The 22,380-nt window shown below is 41.4% G+C and carries 22 protein-coding genes; 3 read left to right on the top strand and 19 right to left on the bottom strand.

The annotated features are described in order from the left end of the window. Positions 1–2: 2 nt before the first annotated feature. From pdxR to OFY17_RS05795, 9 genes are all read right to left on the bottom strand, one after another. The gene (gene pdxR, locus OFY17_RS05835; RefSeq protein ID WP_263529788.1) at positions 3–1,472 is read right to left on the bottom strand and encodes a MocR-like pyridoxine biosynthesis transcription factor PdxR; all 1,470 of its coding nucleotides are present in this window, start codon (positions 1,470–1,472) and stop codon (positions 3–5) included. A 148-nt stretch (positions 1,473–1,620) separates the two neighbouring features. Beyond that, positions 1,621–2,805, bottom strand: coding sequence for a 3-phosphoserine/phosphohydroxythreonine transaminase (serC, locus tag OFY17_RS05830; RefSeq protein ID WP_263529787.1), 1,185 nt, complete (start codon positions 2,803–2,805; stop codon positions 1,621–1,623). Positions 2,806–2,922: 117 nt separating this feature from the next. Then, positions 2,923–3,663, bottom strand: coding sequence for a sulfite exporter TauE/SafE family protein (locus tag OFY17_RS05825; RefSeq protein WP_263529786.1), 741 nt, complete (start codon positions 3,661–3,663; stop codon positions 2,923–2,925). Between the two features lie 468 nt (positions 3,664–4,131). Next, entirely contained in the window at positions 4,132–4,344 is a 213-nt protein-coding gene (locus OFY17_RS05820; RefSeq protein WP_263529785.1) for a DUF4250 domain-containing protein, read from the bottom strand. A 159-nt stretch (positions 4,345–4,503) separates the two neighbouring features. Next, a complete protein-coding gene (locus OFY17_RS05815) occupies positions 4,504–4,752 on the bottom strand; it encodes a hypothetical protein (RefSeq protein ID WP_263529784.1) in 249 nt (82 codons plus the stop codon). A 393-nt stretch (positions 4,753–5,145) separates the two neighbouring features. Further along, positions 5,146–6,816 carry a methyl-accepting chemotaxis protein gene (locus OFY17_RS05810; RefSeq protein WP_263529783.1) on the bottom strand — a complete coding sequence of 557 codons (1,671 nt, stop codon included), beginning with the start codon at positions 6,814–6,816 and terminating at the stop codon, positions 5,146–5,148. Between the two features lie 168 nt (positions 6,817–6,984). After that, complete coding sequence (locus OFY17_RS05805; RefSeq protein WP_263529782.1) at positions 6,985–7,617, bottom strand: LysE family translocator; 633 nt, start codon at positions 7,615–7,617, stop codon at positions 6,985–6,987. Between the two features lie 41 nt (positions 7,618–7,658). Beyond that, positions 7,659–8,150 carry a GNAT family N-acetyltransferase gene (locus tag OFY17_RS05800; protein ID WP_263529781.1) on the bottom strand — a complete coding sequence of 164 codons (492 nt, stop codon included), beginning with the start codon at positions 8,148–8,150 and terminating at the stop codon, positions 7,659–7,661. A gap of 118 nt (positions 8,151–8,268) precedes the next feature. After that, positions 8,269–9,171, bottom strand: coding sequence for a LysR family transcriptional regulator (locus tag OFY17_RS05795; protein WP_263529780.1), 903 nt, complete (start codon positions 9,169–9,171; stop codon positions 8,269–8,271). Between the two features lie 107 nt (positions 9,172–9,278). On the opposite strand from OFY17_RS05795, the gene OFY17_RS05790 reads away from it, so the two are divergent. Then, positions 9,279–9,554, top strand: coding sequence for a DUF1330 domain-containing protein (locus OFY17_RS05790; protein WP_263529779.1), 276 nt, complete (start codon positions 9,279–9,281; stop codon positions 9,552–9,554). A gap of 207 nt (positions 9,555–9,761) precedes the next feature. Further along, entirely contained in the window at positions 9,762–10,412 is a 651-nt protein-coding gene (locus OFY17_RS05785; RefSeq protein WP_263529778.1) for a TenA family protein, read from the top strand. Between the two features lie 105 nt (positions 10,413–10,517). On the opposite strand, the gene OFY17_RS05780 is transcribed toward OFY17_RS05785, so the two are convergent. The 10 genes from OFY17_RS05780 to OFY17_RS05735 form a co-directional block, all read right to left on the bottom strand. Then, a complete protein-coding gene (locus OFY17_RS05780) occupies positions 10,518–11,006 on the bottom strand; it encodes a GNAT family N-acetyltransferase (RefSeq protein ID WP_263529777.1) in 489 nt (162 codons plus the stop codon). 207 nt (positions 11,007–11,213) lie between these two features. Further along, positions 11,214–11,651: a GNAT family N-acetyltransferase gene (locus OFY17_RS05775; RefSeq protein WP_263529776.1), complete on the bottom strand. Its 438-nt coding sequence runs from the start codon at positions 11,649–11,651 to the stop codon at positions 11,214–11,216. An 82-nt stretch (positions 11,652–11,733) separates the two neighbouring features. After that, on the bottom strand, positions 11,734–12,570 hold the full coding sequence (locus OFY17_RS05770) for a helix-turn-helix domain-containing protein (RefSeq protein WP_263529775.1): 837 nt from the start codon (positions 12,568–12,570) through the stop codon (positions 11,734–11,736). Between the two features lie 112 nt (positions 12,571–12,682). After that, complete coding sequence (locus OFY17_RS05765) at positions 12,683–12,976, bottom strand: YciI family protein (RefSeq protein ID WP_263529774.1); 294 nt, start codon at positions 12,974–12,976, stop codon at positions 12,683–12,685. 115 nt (positions 12,977–13,091) lie between these two features. After that, complete coding sequence (locus OFY17_RS05760) at positions 13,092–13,523, bottom strand: GNAT family N-acetyltransferase (protein ID WP_263529773.1); 432 nt, start codon at positions 13,521–13,523, stop codon at positions 13,092–13,094. Between the two features lie 100 nt (positions 13,524–13,623). Then, the gene (locus OFY17_RS05755; protein ID WP_263529772.1) at positions 13,624–14,214 is read right to left on the bottom strand and encodes an HD domain-containing protein; all 591 of its coding nucleotides are present in this window, start codon (positions 14,212–14,214) and stop codon (positions 13,624–13,626) included. A 174-nt stretch (positions 14,215–14,388) separates the two neighbouring features. Beyond that, complete coding sequence (locus OFY17_RS05750) at positions 14,389–16,323, bottom strand: ATP-binding protein (protein WP_263529771.1); 1,935 nt, start codon at positions 16,321–16,323, stop codon at positions 14,389–14,391. Positions 16,324–16,831: 508 nt separating this feature from the next. Then, positions 16,832–17,467, bottom strand: coding sequence for an RluA family pseudouridine synthase (locus OFY17_RS05745; protein ID WP_263529770.1), 636 nt, complete (start codon positions 17,465–17,467; stop codon positions 16,832–16,834). Between the two features lie 6 nt (positions 17,468–17,473). Beyond that, positions 17,474–20,302 carry an RNA polymerase-associated protein RapA gene (rapA, locus tag OFY17_RS05740; RefSeq protein WP_263529769.1) on the bottom strand — a complete coding sequence of 943 codons (2,829 nt, stop codon included), beginning with the start codon at positions 20,300–20,302 and terminating at the stop codon, positions 17,474–17,476. 2 nt (positions 20,303–20,304) lie between these two features. Further along, positions 20,305–20,922: a YigZ family protein gene (locus OFY17_RS05735; RefSeq protein ID WP_263529768.1), complete on the bottom strand. Its 618-nt coding sequence runs from the start codon at positions 20,920–20,922 to the stop codon at positions 20,305–20,307. A 139-nt stretch (positions 20,923–21,061) separates the two neighbouring features. Between OFY17_RS05735 and rmuC the strand changes: the two genes are divergently transcribed. Then, a complete protein-coding gene (rmuC, locus tag OFY17_RS05730) occupies positions 21,062–22,363 on the top strand; it encodes a DNA recombination protein RmuC (protein WP_263529767.1) in 1,302 nt (433 codons plus the stop codon). Positions 22,364–22,380: the final 17 nt, after the last annotated feature.

Genomic DNA, 22,380 nt, shown 5'->3' with positions numbered 1-22,380 from the left:
GGTTAAAAATGGTCGAATACTTTTTTGAGTGCTGCTATTCCGGGTTCTATCTTGTGAGTTTCAATAGCGGAGAAGCCCAAACGGAAAAAGTTTTTTGGAGGGTCATCTGATATGAAGTGTATTGCTCCTGACTCCATTAAAATACTATTACGCGCAGCCTGCCAGGATACTTCTTCTGTATTTACATCTTCTGGTGCAGCTAACCAAATGGAAGTGGAGCCTTGATTCATTTTATCTGCTGTAAACATATGAGATAAGTGGCGATCAACGGAGTCAACCATACGTTGTTGTTTGGAAGAGTTAATAACACGCAGCTTGCGTAAATAAGTATCGTAATACCCAAGAGATAAAAATAGCGCCAGTTGTCGTTGAACATTTACAGGCGGGTGGCGATACATGAGCCGTCTCAGAGCGCGAATTTCACCAATGAGCTCTTCATCCGCCACCATATAGCCAACTCTTAAGCCGGGTGAGGTGGACTTAGACATACTGCCCAAATAGATAACTCGATTATTTTTATCTAAAGCTTTTAGTGCTGGTAATGGTGTTTCTTTGACATTAATCTCTGCGTCATAGTCGTCTTCAATCAGGATTAGGTCTTCTTTTACAGAGATATCTAGTAAAGCTTGACGGCGAGATTCACTTAACTCCGCTCCTGTTGGAACCTGAGTGCTCGGAGTGACATAGAGATAATCACAAGAGTGTAATCTCTCATCAACAATGATGCCTTCATTATCCACAGGTTGTTTGTGAATGTTGCTATCAAAAGCAGAGAATATGTTTAGGGCATCACGAAATCCAGGGTTTTCCATACCCACTTTGGTTCTGCTGCTACATAGTAGATTCGCTAATAAATAAAGCGAGTTTTGCGTACCTATAGTGATAATGATTTCACTCGGTTCAGCATAAATACCACGACGAGGCAGTAAGCGGGTTCGAATTTGTTCAATGAGAATAGGGTCGTCAGAGTCAACCATGTCGTTGATCCAGTACTTGTTCCAACGTCCAGTCATACTTTTTCGCACTGTGTCACGCCATTGTTCTAGCGGAAAGAACTCCCTTTGGATTTGCCCATAAATGAAAGGAAACTCAAATTGCTGCCAATCATTAGGTTTGACAATATTAGGCTGATTACTTGGTGTTTTATTGAATCGAGTGCCCCAGTTCGGTAAGGCGCCTTCATCATTTGTTGTTAGATTTGTGCTGATGGTCTCAGGTGCGCGAAAGTTTTTCGTGACGAAGAAACCTTTCCTAGCGCGGGCTTCAATGTAGCCATTGTCTACTAGGCTGTCATAAATCAATACTATGGTGTTACGCGATACGCCAAGTTTTTTCGCGAGATTACGGGAAGAGGGAAGCGGCTCATCAAGAGGCAACCGTGCTGAAAGAATAAGATTAACAAGGTATTCACGAATTTGATCCTGTAACGTTCTCTCAGGATCAAATTCGATATGGAAATATTGTTCGAGCAAGGTTGAGCCTCTAATAAACTAACTAATATGATTCTATCAAGTGGTGCGATTCTCCTACTATATATCGTTTATATATAACTGTCTTCAGAAAGTCAGCTTACCCTTACGTAAGGGAAGGCACGAATCAGTTTACGGATTTACTTATTAGTTATCTTTTATGCTTGCTAGCAAAATCTAACATGAACTGAGCCAGTGTCGCCGCTTCTTTAATAGTCACACCGTTATAGAGGCTTGCCCTCAAGTAATCGCCCACACCAAATGGTGTTAGGGTACGTAAACCGACCATGCCTTTTTCCCAGCTTTCAATCAAAAACTGATTGGTGAGCTTTTCGTCGCCGTTATTAATATTAAAAGGGACATTCATACGGCTTCTTACGGATACATCACTAACAGGCGTTTTATAAAAACCATTTGAGTTATCGATAACTTGATACAAAAGCTCTGCTTTTTTGATAGATCTATTTTCGTTTTCTATCACACCACCTTGCTTTTCAAGCCAGTCCATAAGAATGCCAACGACTTCGATATTGAAAGTCGCAGGTGTGTTCCATAGGTTGCCAGCTTCGCTGTTGGTTGTGTAATTAAAAACGCCTGGACAAAGGCGGGAAGCTTTACCTTCGCCAAGCAAATCGTTACGGACAACCGTAATGGTTAATCCAGGGTGGCCGATATTCTTAGAAGCACACGCAAATAAAACGCCGACATTACTACCGAGCCAATCAATTGGCTTCGTTGAAAAGTCAGAGCTCGCATCCACAATCATAGGGATATGTTGACGAGACTCAGGAAGTTTAGGGAGCCTGTGCAGCTCAATACCGTTCACTGTTTCATTTGAGCATAAGTAAACGAACTTACTATTAGCATCTATATTTTCTTCAGTGAGATCTGGAAAGGCGGAGTATTTTCCTGTGACAGGGTCTTTCCCATCAATCAATTGGACTTGACAGTATTTCTCAGCTTCGCCAGTTGCCCTTTCAGACCAAGTACCGCTCACAACATAAGTACCTATATCGGTAAGCTCTCGGCAAAGGTTTAGCGGTAATGCAGCGAATTGGCCGTGGCCACCAGCATGAGTGAAAAGCACTTCGTAGTTGTCTGGAATCTCCATGACCTTACGAGCCATAGAAACAGCATGTTCAAGAATGGCAACAAACTCTGGTGAACGATGAGATAAAGCGAGTGAAGTCAAACCGCCGCTCGTAAAACGATCTGCGATTTGCTGCTCTACTTCTTTTGGAAGAGAAGTAGGGCCGGGGCTAAAGTTGATTACAGCATCTGCTGGGGCAGAAGAGTTAAGGGAGCCAATAAGTGCTGGATGAATATCTGTTTTCATTCTGCGTTTATCCTTTCACAATTCAAAGTGATATGTTTTCAAAAGTGACGCTTTATTTGATATGAATCACGCGTCATTTTTATCTAAATTTTAAAAAATATAAGCTTATAAAATGGGTTAAAAAGCCTCTCCAATTGAGGCGCTAACACCTAAAAGAGCAACAGTTACCATTATGGGCAAGGCGAAATGTTTAAGAGATTTAGGAGGCTTTCGGTTAAAAGCCCACTGACCCACTTTAACTGCGATCAACGAAGGTATAAGCAAGATGGCAATTAACTTGATAACGTCTAAGCCAACGAGATTGCTAATGAAAAGGCCGCCCATTGATATAGATTCACTCATGATAAAAAACATAATCATGGTTGCTCTTTGTACTGTGGCGCTTAATGAGCTTGATAGCATGTAGCAAACCACCATAGGTCCACCGATTGATGCCCCTGATGTCCCTGTCCCTGCCAGCACCCCAAAACCTAATTTTGCCGGTGTTTTGTCTGTGTTTTTGATACGAATGTCTAAAAGTAATAGAACAGAAAATATTAATATAGCGATACAAATTAATAATTTTAGGGTTTCGCTTGGTACCAGCAATAACAAAGATAAACCAACAGGAATCCCTATAATGGCTCCTAAAGTCAAAAACTTTAAGGTAGGCATATCGGCTTGGCGAAGTGCTTGTCTGAAAAGAGGGGCGCTACAAATAACATCTAATCCCAAGACAATAGGAATAGATTGTTGTGGGGATAAGAAAAGGTTTATGCCGACGACGGCAATAGCAGCAAACCCGAAGCCGGAATAGCCTCGAACAAAGGCTGCGAAAGTAACCACCAGCACTAGGATCCATATTTCTTCTAATGGCACAAACCACCTCATTCTCTATTGAATAAATCTGTGGGTAGTATGCTGCCTGCGCCTATGGACTAATTAGCACCAGCTATAAGTTTATATGGTGCCAGAAGGTAACTAGTCTAAAGAAGTGCATCATTTTGGCAACTGTCAAAATAAGGTGGTGCGAAAATTGATACGGGCATTATTCCGTAATGGGAAGCGATATAAAGCGAAGCGTATAAAAGAAAATAAAGTTGTCCAAGAGGTTAGCGAAGTCAGTAAGAGATAGTTATCCTCCTAATCGTTCACGCTCATATTCCGCATAGCTTTTTTGAGTGCTATTGATACACTCATCTTGTTGGGATTGGGGGAGTTTGTAACATTCTCTTTGATTGCTTAACTGAATGCTTTCATAGGCTCCACGGTAAGAACATCCGATTAGTGAGCTAAATAATAAAATAAATAAAAGATATCGCATTTTAAACTCCTAACCAGAATATATTAGCTATTCTCTATATCACTTTTAATGAACTGATTGTTCTTTTGAGCATATACATAGCCATGCTTTTTTAATCGATCCATTAATATTTTTTCATCTAATTCAAAGCTTGAACACAAAGATTTAACAGATGAAAACTCATCTCTAAGCTTCATGTTAACGACACTAAAGAGGATATTAAAGTCGATAGTTTCTAGGTTGTTAGCAGACAGCATCTAATTATGACCTCTTATGTCGATAGCAGTGTAAAAGTATGACGTTCTTAATAGTATAGATAGACCCTGATTAGGGGTGAGAGCTCTCACTGTATCGGCTCACTTAGTGACTTCACATAAGGTATTATTATTTGTAATCACTAAGTGCTCGTAAAAGAGCTAGTGAGGCTTCTTAGTACCGTAGCGAACCATGTCTTTACCGTTTTCAAACACTTCAGTCGTAACCCAGCGACCCAATACCAGCTGCTGGTTATCATCTAATACTGCAACAAAAGGGCGACCGTTACTGTTATTCGTTGCTAGTGCTACACCTGCAACATTATTCAGCCCTAGGCCACCTGCTTCTAATAAGCGAAGAAAGGTCTCTAATTCGTCTATGGTCTCGATTACTTTATCATCATCTATCATGAGTATTCTCTGTTATTTACTTAGAATATTTTAGGTTGCTTGTTAAGGAAGGTGCGAATAAGCCTTCTGAGCTTCAGTCTTATCAGAGAAATGGTCTATCAAGGCAAGAGTGAGCAGGAATGTTAATACCTTTCAATCACTCTTAACACAGAGAGGCCATTTCTCTGAAAGACCCGAAGGGCGTGGGCTAAACTCTTTTTATTCTTTGTTAAGCTTCTTGCCAATATGTTCAATATTGGACTGCGAAACTTGCCTCGAATAATAAAGGTTTATCAACACGCTGAAGCCAGTGGACTTGTTCATACCTTCCTTAAATAAAAAATGTCAGAGTTAATGGTGTTTCAACTCTGACATTTTTATAACTGAGGCGATTATAACATTTAGTTAAAAATCTTAGACAGTAAACTTATCTGTAATGCTTTTGATGATTTTAGATTGTTCTTCTAACTTAGACATTTGTATTGCTGTCTGTTCAGAATCTTTACCTATGTTCTCGGCTAACATCGCAATACCCGCTACGTTTTTCGAAATACTGTTTGCCACATCAGATTGCTCATTTGCACCATTAGCCACTTGTACGTTCATAGAGGTCAGGTGATTAATGGATTGAGTGCTGGTATTGATAATGGCGTTAATTTGCTCCATTGCTTGAGTCACTTTCTCACGCTGTGTAACTGAACCTTTCATATCTTCAATGGTTTTGGTTGCACTGGCTTGAAGTTTTTCAAGAATGTCTTTGATTTCGACCGTGCTTTCTTGGCTGCGTTGGGCAAGACCACGTACTTCATCCGCAACGACGGCAAAGCCTCGACCTTGCTCACCGGCGCGCGCAGCTTCAATAGCCGCGTTAAGAGCGAGTAGGTTGGTCTGCTCTGAGATCGATTGAATAACTCCCAATGCCACATTGATCTCGTCAACATTACTACCAACCACTTCTACAGATTGTTCTACATTATCAAGGATACGGCTGAGTTCATTAAGCTGTGATGAGGATAGCTGTACTTGTGTAACAACCTGCTGAACTTCTGCTTCAGTATTTTGAGCGGTTTGTTTTGTTTCTTGTGCATTACCAGCAATTTCTACAGAGTTGGATGCCATTTCTTCTATGGCAGCAGCAACCATGTTGGTTTCGTCTATTTGCTGTGCGGAGACATCCTGTAATTTCTCTTTTTGTTTTTGAGACTGTTGTGAAATGCTCAAAAGCTCTTCACTAGAGTGTTTTAGTTCTTGAATGTCTTTTGCCATAGAAGCAATAAAGGTATTAAAGTCGTTAGCAATGCTATCTAAGATATCAATGGAACTATTTGGAAGCTTGTTAGATAAGTCACCTTGTCCCGCAGCCAGTTTTTGTACTGAGTCTTTGAACTGGTGAAGTGTATTAAGAATTGTTTTAGCGGAAAACCATACAGCGGCAATAATAGCCGCAAAAATTACTAAACCTATAGCAATTTGTTTTGCGACACTATCACTTTGAATGCGATCTATTTCACCATTTATATTGCTAATGATTTTGTCTGTTGAATCAATATAAAAGCCAGTACCAATAATCAGATTCCATTTAGCTACATAAACGGAATATGAGTATTTTTCAGAGGACTCTGTTGCTCCTGGTTTTGGAAAAAAGTAAGTGGTGTAACCATCCCCATTCTTGGCGGATGCTATAATGTCTCTGATTAAGTAATTACCTGCTTTATCTTGCAAGTCCCAGAAGTTTCCTCCTAATTTCCCACCAGCTCCATGAGCAAGCCTTTTACCTTGAACATCATAAGAAAAAAGGTAACCTTGTCCGTTATCAAACTTAGCCTTGCCCAGTTTTGCTAAACCACTTTCAAGGCCCTCTTTTCCAGGTTTATCAATGTCTTCTTGGATAATGCTCAAAGATGTATCAATGATAGACTTTAGCCTTTGCTTCTCAACTTCAATAGTGGCACTTTCTACTATATGAGATACACCGCTAGTTATGTCAGTCATAGTGCCTTTCTGCATAAAAGCACTGATGATAACAGCGAGTAGAAAGGGAACAAAAGCCAGTAAATACAAGCGGAGCGTTAGGGATTTGAACATGTTTTTTGCTTTCCTTAATGAAAGATTAAACCGAGCTTTCTATAGAACTTAGCCGGAAGTTGAAATTATTGCGCATTATATACAGAGGATTAGAAAAGGTGTATACCAAGTAGTGATATATAAATATAAAATAAGCTTATGCCATATAAAAATGTTAACTCTTGTAATTTAGGCGTTCTTAATTTGTATTAATACCAAGCCAAATCCAATAAAAATACCCCCCGTTGCCCGATGGAATGCTCTAATGAAGCGAGCTTTTTTAAACCAGTGTCTTACCGATTTTCCTAAGTAGCCATAGGTGATTAAACTCATAAAAGACATGACCATGAAGGTGAAGGTCATGATCATAAACTGTGGTGTTAAAGGAGCCGTTGCATCGAGAAAAATTGGGAAGAAAGCCACAAAGAATAAGATCGCCTTAGGGTTAGTGATCGCAATAAAGAAGGCTTCTTTGCACTGCTTAAAATACTGTAAGTTGCCTGTATTTTTGGGTTGCTCTTCAATAACAAGAGGGGTATCACTACTCCTGATCTTTTTAATACCAAGGTAGATCAAGTAACCAGCACCAAGAAACTTTAACGCTGTGAATAGAATGGCTGAAGTTTGTAGTAATAAGCCTAATCCAAACATGGATACCGTTGATATGATAAATAAGCCGAGCACATTTCCGAGCGCGGAAACAGTCACGGACTTCATACCATGGGTTACCCCATTTGATATTGCTAATAAAATAGCAGGGCCGGGACTAATAATATTAACTAAAGCGGCGGCAGAGAAAATCAACCATACATCCAATGTCATAGGTACCTCTGTAAAATCGTACGTGTTTAGTGAGTGTGTTATTACTCAGTTTCTTCTTTATAGATCTTTAAGCCTCTGGCTTGGTAATTTCTCAGAGCCGATTCGTGGTCAAGAGTACAAGTATGGACAAAGACACGTCTTGTTGATGGCATTTGCCAAGCGCACTTAATGGCTTCTGAAAGTAAGTAGCCCCCGAAGCCTCGGCCAATAAAAGGGCTCGATAAGCCAAAGTAAGCAATTTCGGTATCACCATCATCAGTGGCTAGTAGCTCAAAGTAACCTGCGATAGCACCATCAAAATACGCTACCCAAGTCCTTAAATTTGGGTTTTCAACATACTGCTTCCACTCGTCATCAGGTAAAGACAGTTTATCTGTCCACTCCCATGGCCCACCAATGTATTGATAGAGAAAGCGATTGAACTCAAATTGATCAACTCTCACTTCAAGCAGATTTAGACCTTTGGAATTGGTCTTTTCTATTAATTCAGAAGGGGAGTTCATTTCTAAATAATAGGTTGTTACCGCAGTCATCTTTTATTCCTAGGTATGTAGAAAATTTAATCACCATTACATGAAATAATCATAGCTTGGTCAAGATTTATCATGCAGTACAGCTTGCCTAAAGTCTGGTTTCAATAAGAGGGATTATTTAGGCATTCGCTTTCGAAAAGTAGTAGCAAAAGAGTTGATAAAAGCGAGTAACATGCACTGGCTTTTTCCCTTTATATTGATGCAGAAAATAAAAGTGCCATGCTTTACCTCGTACGTTTGGGAGCACTCTAATAATTTGCTCATCGGCAAGGTAAGGGCGAGCTAAAAACTCGGGGAGTAAGGCGACCCCCATATCATTAAGTACCATTTCTAATGCAGTATTAAGCGTATTTACTTTGGAGCTGTGTTTTACATCGACCCAATGTTGGCCTTTTTGCTGGTTATCAAAAAGCTCTAATCTGTCGTGTTGCCAAGCTGTGGCGATAAACTGATGAGTAGAGAATGATTCAACAGAATCGAGTTCCCCCTGTTGTTTTAAATAGCGAGAAGAGGCACAAAATACTTCTGATACTTTACCAATTGAAAGCGCACGATAGTCACAATCTTGTATATCCCCTCCAAAAATAGCCGCATCCAATTGGTTATCAATCAGGTCTTGCCATTTCCCGGTAATGATCACTTCAGGCTTGAGTTTAGGAAACTCCAAAGACAGCTGTTTTAAGACGGGAACAACTATGCCTTTTTCAAAAAAGGGAGGAACCGATACTCTAAAGTCTCCACTAGGTTGTTCTTTGGCACTGTCTAATTCTGTGAGTGTCATACTCAGCTGTTCATTGAATAGTTCACTTCGGGATAACAGGGTTTCACCAACAGCGGTTAGTACTACACCTCTGGTATTACGAATAAGTAGCTGTTGTCCTGTCTCTTCTTCAAGGCGTTTAATTTGCTGACTAATGGCAGATTTACTCAAACCTAGCTTTTTTGCCGCAGCGGTAAAGGAGCGCTTCTTAGCCACTTCAACAAAAATAAGTAATAGGGGGGCGAGCTTTATACTGTTCATATTTTTAAACAACATGTTTATTTTGGGGTTATTGTCTAATTTATGACGTCACCTTAACCTGTGTCAACTGAATCAATACTGACCTCAGATAACAGGAGAGTACAAATATGAAAGTGTTAGTGATCGTAGAATCAACCCCAATGGATAAAGAGCAACTGGCTGAATACAGTGCCTTAGCGGCGGAAACCTTAAAACCCTTTAATGGCCAGTTTCTCGCCAAAGGCCCGATAGAAGTCTTGCATGGCGAAGCAAGTCACCCAGCGAAAGCGGTAATTGAGTTCCCAAATCAGCAAAGCGCAAAAGATTGGTATAACAGCGCGGCTTATCAAGCTCTTATCCCATTAAGAGAAAAGGGCATGAAGAGTCACTTCCACTTACTCTAATAGGCTGCGTGATAAAAGCGTCATTGGAAATGTCATAGAAAGTTTAAGGTGCAGTGCTGGATCTATTGGGTGAAATACAAAAGCTATTCAATGAAATACGAAAGCACTGCCTTTAGACTTATACCTTAATAGCGTTAACAAGTTTCTCGTGGATTGTTATGATCGCAGGGTTAAATTCATATTAATAAAAAAAAGAGTATTTAAATAATGCGCCCTAGCGAGATGTTAAAAGACAGCTGTTCCCTAGAATGGCAAGCCGCAACCAATCATGTATTTTGCCAAGAACTCACCTTGGGTTCGCTTTCATTAGATAAAATGCGAATCTACTTAGCACAAGACTATACCTTTATTGATAACTTCGTACGTTTAGCTGCCTCGGCTATTCATCATGCGCCAACCCTTGCAGATAGGCTTCCTCTTGCTGCTTTCCTGGGCATTATTGCTGGGCCTGAGAATACCTACTTCCAACGCTCATTTGACAGCTTAAACGTCAGTAAAGAGGAACAAGAAACACCAAGCTTACTAGCACCCACCGCAGGCTTTCAAGCCCTTATGTTAAAAGCCGCACAAAGCGGAAGCTATGCAAACATGGTGGCCGTACTGACAGTGGCGGAATGGGTGTATTTAAGCTGGACACAAAATACAGACCGTATCGATAGCCCTTTACCATTTTACTTCCAAGAATGGATTAACTTACATGAAGGGGAATACTTTGAATCGGTTGTTGAACACCTGCGCACCCAACTAGACCGAGCTTACGATGCCGCTGATGGAGCAGAAAAAGCAACTATTGCAGACTACTTCAAGCAAGCTGTTACACTGGAAAAACAGTTCTTCGATGCCTGCTATGACATCTAAAATATACTGAGTGATACGTAATAAAAAGCCGCTGGTCTAAGCATGTTTATGTACAGCATTAGACCCGCGGCTTTTTTAATGGTCGTAGTTCATTCTGATATAGCTTTACTTATCGCCCATACCCGCCAAATGTAGTAAGGCATCGCCAGTCAGTTGATAGCCAAGCCACTCTGTTTTTTCAACAGCGCCAATCGACTTATAAAATTGAATGGCAGGCTCATTCCAATCCAAAACACTCCATTCAAAGCGGCCACAATTTTTATCGACAGCAATCTTTGCCAGATGTTTCAGAAACTGTTTGCCAGCCCCCGTACCACGTTCAGATTCAGTAATGAACAAGTCTTCAAGGTACAGCCCATTCTTGCCTAACCATGTGGAATAATTAAAGAAATACACCGCAAAGCCCACAGGCTTGCCGTCTCTTTCACAAATGAGAGCATGTACCGTGGAACCTTCCCCAAAGATGGATTCCTCAACCATAGGCACCGTCGCTACAACCTCATGTTCAGCTTTTTCATAGCGGGCCAGTTCTTTCACAAAATTCAAAATGACCGAAGCATCCTCAACCTGAGCTTTTCTTATAACTAAAGACAAAACTGACTCCTTGTTCTGAAAGTGAATGCCAAAATACACGGCAATGAATCTTTGGTGTTATATAAAATGATGGGAACGAAAAATGTGTTTTCAACTCAAGTAGGAGGTGTTTTGAGTGAGAATCTTCATAGAGCTTTATCGATAGTTATAATACTCACTGAATACAGTGAGTATTATATTAACTAATGAAAAATCAATGCATCACCTTTAACAAGTGAACTTCATACGCAGCACTTTTTGGCCTGTGGCTTCATGTAATTTCTCTTCAATTTCTTTGAAACCATATTTAGTATAAAAATTCCGGCCAATTGAGTTTACAGCAAATACCTCTACCTCAAGGTCTCCATGCAGTTCCTGTGCTTTATCCATTAGCATGGTGCCGATTCCTTTCTTATGTTGGTTAGGTTGTAAAAATATAGCACCAACTTCGTTCCCCATTAGAGCAATGAAGCCTTCCACCTGCCCCTCTAATTCCGCGACCCAAGTTTGCGTATTAGGTATGTATATTTCTGCGACATTGATTCGTTCTTTAGCGATAAATTCTTCTGTCATAAATGGGTGGGCGAGCTTGGTGGCAACTTCCCAAGAATCTAACACTGCTTCTAAATCGGCAACGGTATAGGGGCGTATTTGTACTTGCATCATTTGTCCTTTTCTATTTATTGATTTGATGTAAGCAACTTTAATGGGAAGAGAGCTTGTATAGCTTGAAGAAAAACGACAGTTTTTAGTCGAACTCGAAATCACCATAGACATCAATGGTTAGATTTCTTTGCTTTGCATATTTGGCTGGTGTGTTATCAATGGTGTCTTTTAAGTAACGAGTTAAATGGGGCTGATCACTAAAGCCGTGCTTACTGGCAATGTCTGCCCAATGGATGTCGTTATCTTTAAGCAAATATAAGTCATTCAATAAAGACTCTAAAAGCATCATAGATTGAACCTGCTTCATTGACATGCCCATCACCTTGCTAAAGCTACGCTCAATGGTACGTTGTGAACGATGTAAAACATCTCCCATTTCGGCAATGGCGTTATCTGCAAGAATGGGGAGGATTTGGCGAACCAAACGACTGTGCTTATCTTCATGACTCTGCAACAGCCATGGCAAAAGAGCCTCATCAAGTAAACGGCAGGTGTGCGTTGCACCTTCTGTAATTTGCTCTAGAAAAAACTTCGAGTTATAGGTTTGTGAACCCAAAAGCTTAGCAATATCGACCTTGCTAATGTGATCTAAAGGAGCACTAATACCCTGCAACCCCACTGAATAAAATGCTCCAGCTTTAAACTTCACCCCGATAATTTGAAAAGGAGAAGAGTGATCCATGGCAAAGGTCTTTAGGTGAGGGAAGATCCAATGGCTTCCAGTGGCGGTTTGCACAGAGTCTTTATGTTCATAGCTAAAGACAGTATCAGGGGGAGTAATAATTAAATGGGAAGAAGGATCAGGATTTAATTGGGGATAATTTAAAGAGTTATCCTCTGGCTCCTTCTCTAAAAACCAGTAGCACTCCACATACTTGGCTACTTCCTCGTTTTCAGGCTGCTTCTTCCAGTTCTTCATGTATATTACTTTTTAATTTAGGGGTTAATGAACAAGAGAGTACGACTTCAACGCCTCTAAAGCTACTAACTCTCTTATACCCAATAAACTAAAAAATTGTTACTTAAAGGAGTTATAGCGTCACACTCACGTCTTCTAATATCTTCCCCCAAGCCAGTAACTTATAAGTACGATACTTGGGGTTAAAGTAAGGGTCATTTTCGACAAGCTCTTTTGCCCTAGCTTTACTTTCCACATTAAGAATCCACAAACCGCCAACAAAAGCGTCGTCAGGGTTATGCTTCAACCCACCGCCAATCAAAATCTCACTGACATGCTCACGAACATACTCAACATGTTCTTTACTGTACAACTTCCTGTGCTCCATCATCTCAGGGGAGTCTTTGAATAGTGCAATCCATCTCATAGATCTTTCCTTTTGCGTAGTAAGCAATTGAGTCTCTTCAAGTATAGATATTGTCATGAATCAAGTTGATGAAGTGATTTAATTTTACTCCGACCCTAATTATTTAAAATGTTTGTTATGAGATTACTTTTCGGTGACTGATTTTAGGGAGGCTTACAGCGACATACCCTAAACTTTCGTAGAACTTTATTGCGTCTTCAAAGCTAGTAAACAGAACGAGGCTAGTAAAATAGTTACAACTATGAGCTTCTATCGTCGATATTAGCTTTTTACCTGCCCCCAAACCCCGTGCGGATTTAGATATGTAAACGTGGCGGATTCGACCAACCGATGGATCATCACCAGACTGAATATTGACACCACCAATGCCCACTAACTTACCGTTATCACGAACAGAAAATAAGGCTTCACCTAAACTAGAAAAGCAATTTTCCCCCGACACATATTCATCGACGAGACGCCTAACCAAACGATAACCCTCAAGCTCGCTTTCAGAGACAAGCTCCATAACATCTGTAGGTAATTGAGCTATTTTTTGAATATCCATATCAACCTATAAAATCACGTAAAGCCACCAAGCAAGGTGCCTAATATTACTATTGGGATAGGGAAGTGTGGTGCAATCTTTTGAAGGGCTTCGTTAGAAACTACTCAACGTATAAACCAACTTCGGCACTTTGGTTAATCATACTCTCAGCCACTGGCCATAAGCTAGGTACAAACTCTTTGATATAGGCTTTTTTAGCTCTAACTTTTTCTACTGCGATCTTACCTTCAGCCGAAGTAGGGTCTCCAGTTAACAAGTGATTAATGAGTGGTTGAAGACCGTCGATAGCAGAGGCGTACTTTGCCTCATCAGTTTGCCTTTCTTCAAACTCATGCCACAAATGAATAAATTCATCAGCTTGGTCTTTAGGTAAAATTGAGAAAATACGTTGGGCACATTGCTGCTCATCAACAAACTTAGATTGCTGATTCTCCGCATACGCCCATGTATCGCCAGCATCAATTTCAACAAGATCATGGATCAACAGCATCTTCACCACTTTAAGAAGATCTACATCACCTAAATTGGAGTTCTCACTGAAAATAATCGCCATCAAAGCAACGTGCCACGAATGTTCCGCAGAATTTTCCTCTCTTCCTGAATCTAACGTTTTATTCGCTCGAAACACCAGCTTTAACTTCTCAACCTCATTCAGGAATTGAACTTGCTGTAGCAACCTATCGTTCATCATCACACCTCCTTATGTCAGATAACAAAACAGGCTCTTAAAGAGCCTGTTTTGGGGTAAATGAGTGACAGCTCTTAAAGTGACTGTCCTAACAACATTATAAAATTACGCTTATATTCTCTAATATTAAGTTTAATAAGTAATTTAATTTTACTCTGACTCTAATTATTTTATCCATTATTCACCAACAGCCAAGTCCAAACTGTCTTGCTCTGGTGCTGCAAGTAATTCATTTAAGAGACTATCTTGCTCTAAACCTGTATAGCGACTTTCTATTTTTTCTTTTAAAGAAAACAGCCTAGCCTCAGCAGTCCTTACCATTTCTATGTATGTTAAAGCATGAACTTCACCATATTGATTTTCTTTATCGGAACCAACACTTTCAAACTTTCCTGTAAAGTGATCAATAGTATCACCTACTACGTAGGCTTTGATGTACGGCCTTGATGAGCCAACGCCAGCATGCCATATATCATCAACATAATATTTTGCTTGAGTCATCTCTTCTCGACTTATCTCAAAACCACCTTTTTTAAGCTCAATTAATAAGACCTTCTTGGTTTTTTTTATTTCTTCATCGAATTGCTCTAAGCCTAATGCACTCAAAGAAGAGTTTTCACCAACGACAATATCTGGTCTTTTGGCCGAATTTTTAAAGTTCTTTTTCTTATGTTTCTTCTTAAAGACTGTATCCATTGTCTTTATTAAGCCTTTATTACTGGAGTATTCTGGCGTATCAAACTCAGGCCCAAAAACCCAGCGCGCTTTTTCTATCAGTGGGTGTAATGTATGAAGTTCATCAACAGAGTGGTCGCTACTTAACCTTTCAATTGCTTCGATAACTTTTATTCTCGAATCAATTTCGCATAAAATGCTCATGGCATCTGATATACACCATTCTTCTAATAGTGAATCTACGGCTTCTACATCGCTGCTAGAAATAGTAGTTAGTTTATGTAAAAGAGCTACACCTGCTCGCGATTTCTCTAAATTCATTGCTGCTCGAAATGCTAACTCTAATAACTCAGGTTTAATATCTGGATTTTCAGTCAAAATTTGATCAATAAAATCATATAACTCTTTTCTTGCTAATTGAGGTAATTCTTTAATATCGGATTTATGGATATTAATTATCTCTCTTTTAGCTCTATCTATTTCACTCTTGGATAATTCCAAATAACAAGCTTTTACAAACAAACCAATAGCTTCAGCTATTACCCCTAACGTACTAAAATCAGATTTAAACCCCGACCAGTCAGCTTCAATATGATCAAATAGATCGTCAGATTCAGCAATAAGTGTATAACGCTTTGCAAATGATTTTCGTCCGTCTAAGATTTGGTTTCCTTGAATTGACCAAGATGGACTACCTAGTAGGCGCCCCCCTAGCCAAAAGGCTACACCATGTTGATTCGATGTTCTCGAAACAGCAGATGAATCAACTAATGTCAGCTTAATGTTAATATTACCAATAGGGTTTATTATCTGAGTTTTTACTATTCCAGGGTGTTCGGATAAGCAAACTTGTTTACCATTTATTTCAACTTTAAATTCAGGGTTGAATAAAAACCTTGCTGAAATTATTTCTGTTAGCTCCTGCACTGATATTAAATTTCTTTTCACAAGAACTTTAATTTTTGTTCCATGGCCACCTTTTTGAAAACTTGATGAATCAATGACTTTAATTGGCTGCGAGCCATCCGATAATGTCAATTCATATGAATTAGATTCACCGTTTTTCCAAGTTTCTACGATATATGAATCGTCAAAACATAACCCTGCGTGACGACCGACGCCATTCCGGCCAAAAGCGAGCCTTCTTCTAACTATGTCATTATCTTCGGGTATTTCAACAAATGAACCTTGGTGTCTTCTTCTATCGTACCTAAGCTTCAGCCACCTTTGCTCAAATTCACGATTAGAAAGACCAATACCATTATCCTCAACTGTAATATATTGATCATAATCAGCAGGAATTATTATAGATACTTTTGACGCACCAGCATCGTGAGCATTAGCAATTAACTCTGTAATTGCTACGTCAGGTTTTGTTCCTATAGAACCTATTTCTCTTACCAAGAAACCTTCTTCATAAGTAACTGAATATGTCATTTTCCTTCCTTAGCTTAAAGGTGCACCGGCTATTATAGATGCAAGTTAACATTTTAATGCTGCACATATGCGTTATTCCTTAACCCTTATCAAGGGACTACAGCACCTTGTTTACTCTGTAATAGCTCTTATTAATTGATAGTAAAATACTTTAAAAGGTATCACCAGTACAAAACATACAGGACCATCAGCCAAAACTAATAGCCATAACAAAAAACATTCGATGCAATCCTGATTGCACGACCGCTCGATAGTCGGGTTACCGTGTTTGAAGCAAGAAGAAAATTACGACGATAATCTAAACACCTTACGTAAAAGACCGCCTAGGAGATAAATACTCAAAGAAGGTAACGAGGCGTTCAAGGTCTTAAAGCGAATTTTTGGTAACTTTTTGGGCGCAAGCAAAAAGTTACCCGCCCAGTGGGGCGGAAAACACTCTCAAACCAAAGCACTAGAAAGGAATCTAGAAAAGCTGAATCTCATCAAGAAAGAAAAGCTAAAAAAAGAACTAAAAAGGACACGGTGCCACAAACGCCACCCAAGCCTGCGTAAACGGATGCCGAAACTCCAACCGATAAGCATGCAACAACAACCTAGGTTCATTGCTAAACTGATCGTCATAAAACTCATCCCCCACAATACCATGCCCTAGGCTCTGCATATGAACCCTAAGCTGATGGGAACGACCAGTATAAGGCACAAGGCGGACTCGGGTATTCACACCCTCATAAGCCATTTTCTCCCACAGGGTAATGGAGTTTTTGCTCCACTCGTCTGTACAGATAATTTGCCTTGGTCGGTTCGGCCAGTCACAACGTAAGGGCTTACGCACTTGGCCTTTTTCGCCAGCGAGATGACCACGAATTAACGCGCGATATTCCTTTTCTACTTCACGCTCTCGAAAGTGAGCATAAAGGCGCTTTTGACATTCGTGGGTTTTGGCGACCAGCATTAAGCCAGAGGTGGCCTCATCGAGGCGATGGACCACAAAGGCTTCATCAAAAGTATTTTCTGCACGGAATAAAATAGAGTCCTGTTTGTCTGGACCGCGACCCGGTACAGACAAACAGTTAGCCGGTTTATTGATGACGGCAAACCAGTCATCTTCGTACAATATCTCTAGTGACACTTGGCTATCTGGCACAGAGGCTTATTCCGGTTTGGTGGTTAAAATGATGCGGATCGCATCGAGGCGAATTTGGTGTTCGTCAATTCGCGTCAAACCTTCTTGCATGTTGCTTTCTAGCATGGCGACATCGTCATCACTAATAGCGCTATTAAAGGCTTTTAGCTCTACCAAACGGTCGATTTCATTTTGGCATTTGTGCTGATAGCTGGCTTTCGCCTCTTGCACGATAGGGCGTGCTTGGTCTTGGGCGTTTAGCTGGTGGGCTTGCAGTACTTCGATTAGGTCTTTACGAAGTGCCGCAATCCATTGTTCTGCTACACGATTTGGCACGCCTTTTAGTTTCTCTGCCCATATATCGGCAGTAAACTGCTTATGCAGGAACTTGCTGTTTGAATCCGATAGTTGCCACATTGGCGTCATAGGCAGGGCTTGGGCCAGCTTCAAACGCGGGTGAGCGGTTGCTTCGATAACAAACATACTTTCTACCAATACCGTACCTTCTGGCAAAGCGGAGATAGGCAGAATAGCTGAGGTTAATTTACCTGAGTCAAAGCCTTGTACTTCATCCATCAGCATGGTGATTAATGGGTGTTCCCATGTGGCAAAGGCCACGTCTTCACGCTGGCTGGCTGGGCGGCGATTGAGCATCAAGGTTTTACCTTCTTCTTCAATACCGGGTAGGGCTTCTAACATCATGTCGCTGGAAGGGCGCAAGAACCACGCAGAGTTCTCTGGGTCGTCTTGCAGGCAATCTGTGTAGATATTGAAGGCGTGGGTCACATCTTCAATGTAGTTATGCAGGCCTTTAGTTGCTTGGTCATTAATGGCTGCGATCAGCTGTTGAGCTTGCTCTGGGCGGCAAGAACTCATTTCCAACAAGCGGTTACGGCCTTCTTCCATCTGCTTTAATAGCGCTTCATGGTAAACGCGAGCTTCGTTGATGAGATCCGTGTCATCATCTTGACCATGTAGGTAAGCATGTAAGCTATCACCAAAGGCTTGCTCCACTTTATCGCCAGAACCTGTGGTGCGGCAGAAAGCGTTAAGGGCATGGTGATACCAGCTGAACAGGCGCTCTTGCACGCTGTCTTTTAAGTAAGGCACGTGGATTTGGACGTCGTTCAACTGACCTAGGCGATCAAGACGACCAATACGCTGTTCCAATAAGTCTGGGTGCTCAGGTAGGTCATACATGACAATGTGATGGCTGAACTGGAAGTTACGTCCTTCACTGCCTATCTCTGAACATACTAAGACTTGTGCGCCTTCTTCATCGGCAAAGTAAGCCGCGGCACGGTCACGATGGATCAGCGGCATGCGTTCATGGAAGTCCGCACTTTGGAAACCAGCAAAGGTCAGTTGGTCATTCAACCACTGAGCCATGTCCGCCGAGTGACAAATCACCAATACTTTGTTGGCTTGGCACTCTAGGAATTCTTTTAACCAAGACCAGCGAGGGTCTTGTTCCCATAGGCCTTCTGCAACTTCGCTTTCAGGCAGTACATGGTGGTTTGCAGACGCGAAGGCTTCGTTGTTGTCCAGTGGATAAGAGTGCAGGTAACGGTCTGGGAAACCGCCCACTGCTGCACGGGTATTACGGAACATTTCTCGGCCTGTACCGTGGCGGTCAATCAACCAGCTAATGGCTTCTTTGGCGGCACTGACTTGGGTTGCGCCTTTGCTAGAAGTAAGTGCTTGGAACCAGTCTTTGGCTTTCACTTCTTCTAGGTAAGCACCAAAGGCTTGTGGCCAGTCTAGGTCTGCCGCTTGATTGTCTTCTTGGCTGAAAGGCAATAAGGCTTCTGCTAATTCGGCCGCTTGTTTGAACTCTTGCTGTTGCGCTTGGTAAAGGTCGAAATCGTGGTAGTGATCCGCGTCTAATAGTTGTAGACGAGAGAAGTGCTCACGTTCACCTGTTTGTTCTGGTGTGGCACTCAATAGTAGTAAGGACTCGGTTTTAGCGGCTAGGCGCGCAACCACTTGATAGCCCATGCTAGGTGTTTCTGGATGCCATGCTAAATGGTGGGCTTCATCGACAATCACCATGTCCCATTCGGCTGTCAACATGTGCTGAGTAGCGTGGGGGTGCTGGCTTGCCCAATCGATAGGAGCAATTACAAAAGGTTGTTGCTCAAATGGGTTGTCGTCGCCTTCCATGAAGTCTTCGTAGGCATTCTCATTAATGAGGGAGAATGGTTGATGGAAGCGGCGTAACATTTCGACCAACCATTGGTGTTGTAGGTTGGTTGGCGTCAAGATGAGGGCGCGTTTACATAAGCCATTTAATAGGCGTTGGTGCAAAATCAGGCCGGCTTCTAAGGTCTTACCCATGCCGACTTCATCGCACAATAAGGCACGCGCTTGAGGGCGGTTAGCAATGTCATGGGCAAGGTATATTTGGTGAGGCAGTAGTTCTGCTTTTAAGCCCATCAAGCCGCGCACTGGTGAGGCTGCATTGGCGGCTTGGTGTTCCAGTGTGTGGCGACGTAGGTCAAACCACATACGGCGAGCAGGCGATAAAGCTAAAATAGAATCCAGTTCGTTTTTGTCGTTACGAGGGAATTGAATCAAAGACTCTTCTAACCAATCTTCATCATCGCTGACGCGGTATTCGATTAGGTCATCTACGTCTTCAACTTCTAATACTGTGTAAGTTTCGCCACGGAAGTGCAGTTGGTCGCCCGGTGTTAGGGTTCGACGCACTAGGCTAGTTTGATCATGGGAATATTGACGATCGACTTCGGCATCGGGAAAGTGCAAGGTAAAAGATTTGCTTTTTTTGTCTACTATCATGCCAACACCGAGATCAGGTTCGTTGCGGCTACTCCATCTTTGTCCTACTTGATACATGTTTATGCTTTGTCCGATTCTATTAAAGTTAAGCTGCCTTGGCACAATTCAGTCAAGCTGACTTTTTGTTCTGGCCAAGTTCGTTCAATGACAGCAAGGTCTATTACTATATTGTCGCTGTATGTCTTGTTGATGACTTCTATGTCACTTTGTTCCAGCCAGTATTCAACCTTGCCTAATAAAGGGTAGGCTATTTTTAGCTGGACAGGTTCCCTTGGATAAATATTTTCATGGATAGTATTCGCCAAGGCTTCTTGAACGGCTTGGCTATAGGCTCTTACTAAGCCGCCTGCGCCTAGTTTAATACCACCAAAATAGCGTGTTACCACGATAGCCGTTTCGCCAAAGTTCGAATGCTGAAGTACATTCAACATGGGCTTGCCTGCTGTACCTTTGGGCTCGCCGTCATCGCTTTGATCCCAAAGGTGAGCGTTGTTTGGCGCACCAGCAATAAAAGCCCAACAGTTATGGTTTGCATCTGGGTAACGTTGCTTCATATCGTCCACAAACGCCTTTGCCTCAGCTCGGCCATTGGTACGGCAAACCGTGGTAATGAACTGGCTGTTTTTAATTTCCAATTCAAAGCGTTGTGTGTGTGTTGGGCTGAGGTAGTAATCCATGTAAACTTATTGTGACCTTAAATACTTTTATAAAAACAGCTATAAAAAACAAATTCGTTTGTGGTGTTCTATAAAGGTCTCTTACTCATTAAATTCAAAAGTGATTGATTTCACGATAAAAATACTAGGTTAACTATTTATGGCTGATTGGCTTGTACAATCGATTTTGGTGTTATCAGGCTTTTGTCTTGGCGCGATACTGTGTTCCATAATTGCGTGGGCTATTGTACAACCTATGCGTCGCCAGTGGCAGCATACAAAGGCAGAAATGCAGCAACAAAATGAAGAATTACAGCGTTTATTGACTCAATCGAAAGAGCAAATCCATTCTTTAGAAAAAGAGTCCCTAGTATTGGAGCAACAGTTTGCGGCGGCGCAAACCGTTTGGCAGGAAAAAGACGCTTTTTATCAACAGCAAAAAAAGCAAAATGAAACAGAGTTTAAGCAGCTAGCCCAAGATATTTTGAACAAACAGGGTCAAAATTTGGCGAAAGAAAATGAGCGTCAGCTAGGTTCCTTATTAACGCCTCTTGGCTCACAAATTCATAAGTTCCAGCAGAGTGTGGAAAAGAGCTACCAAGAAGAAGCGCGGGAGCGATTTTCTTTGGTGAAAGAAATTAAAGGCTTGCAACAACTCAATCAAAAAATCAGTGATGATGCGATTAGCTTAACCCATGCGTTAAAAGGTCAAAATAAACTGCAAGGTGGTTGGGGCGAAGTGATTCTAGAGCGTATTTTAGAACGCTCGGGATTAGAGAAGGGCCGTGAATACGAAGTACAAACCTCTTATCATACCGAGGAAGGTCGACGTTTACAGCCAGATGTGGTGATTCATCTCCCAGAAGGTAAGCAAGTGGTGGTGGATTCTAAAATGGTGCTGGTAAGCTACCTTGCTTATATGGAAGCGGAAACAGACGAAGATAGAAACCGTGCTCTGAAGCAACACCTAGACGCTGTACGCCGTCATATGAAAGACTTAAGTGCCAAGTCTTACCATGATTTACCGAAAGTCACTTCGCTTGATTTTGTACTCTTGTTTATCCCAATCGAAGCAGCGTTTGGCTTGGCCTTACAAGGGGATAATGGACTCTTTAGTGAGGCGTTTGAACACAATATTATTATTGTGGGACCTTCTAACTTGTTAGCCACATTGCGTACCATTCAAAATATTTGGCGTAATGAAAAGCAAAGCCAGAATGCGGTAGAGATCGCCCGACAAGCTGGAGCTATGTACGATAAGTTCGCTGGCTTTGTTCAGGACATGGACGATATTGGAGATAAGTTGGAAAATGTTAGCCGAAGCCATGATGCTGCATTGAAAAAGCTCACCACAGGTCGCGGTAACCTAGTTGCACGAGCGGAAAAGCTAAAGCTTATGGGAGCGAAAACCAATAAAGCGTTACCTACCGATTATCTAGAGGATGAGCCTTCGGGGAATTAAACGAGAGTTTTAGAAAT

Source organism: Marinomonas sargassi (assembly GCF_025716875.1).
GTDB lineage: Bacteria > Pseudomonadota > Gammaproteobacteria > Pseudomonadales > Marinomonadaceae > Marinomonas > Marinomonas sargassi.
The sequence above is the reverse complement of the archived record's forward strand: the minus strand, read 5'-3'. Positions and strand labels throughout refer to the sequence as shown.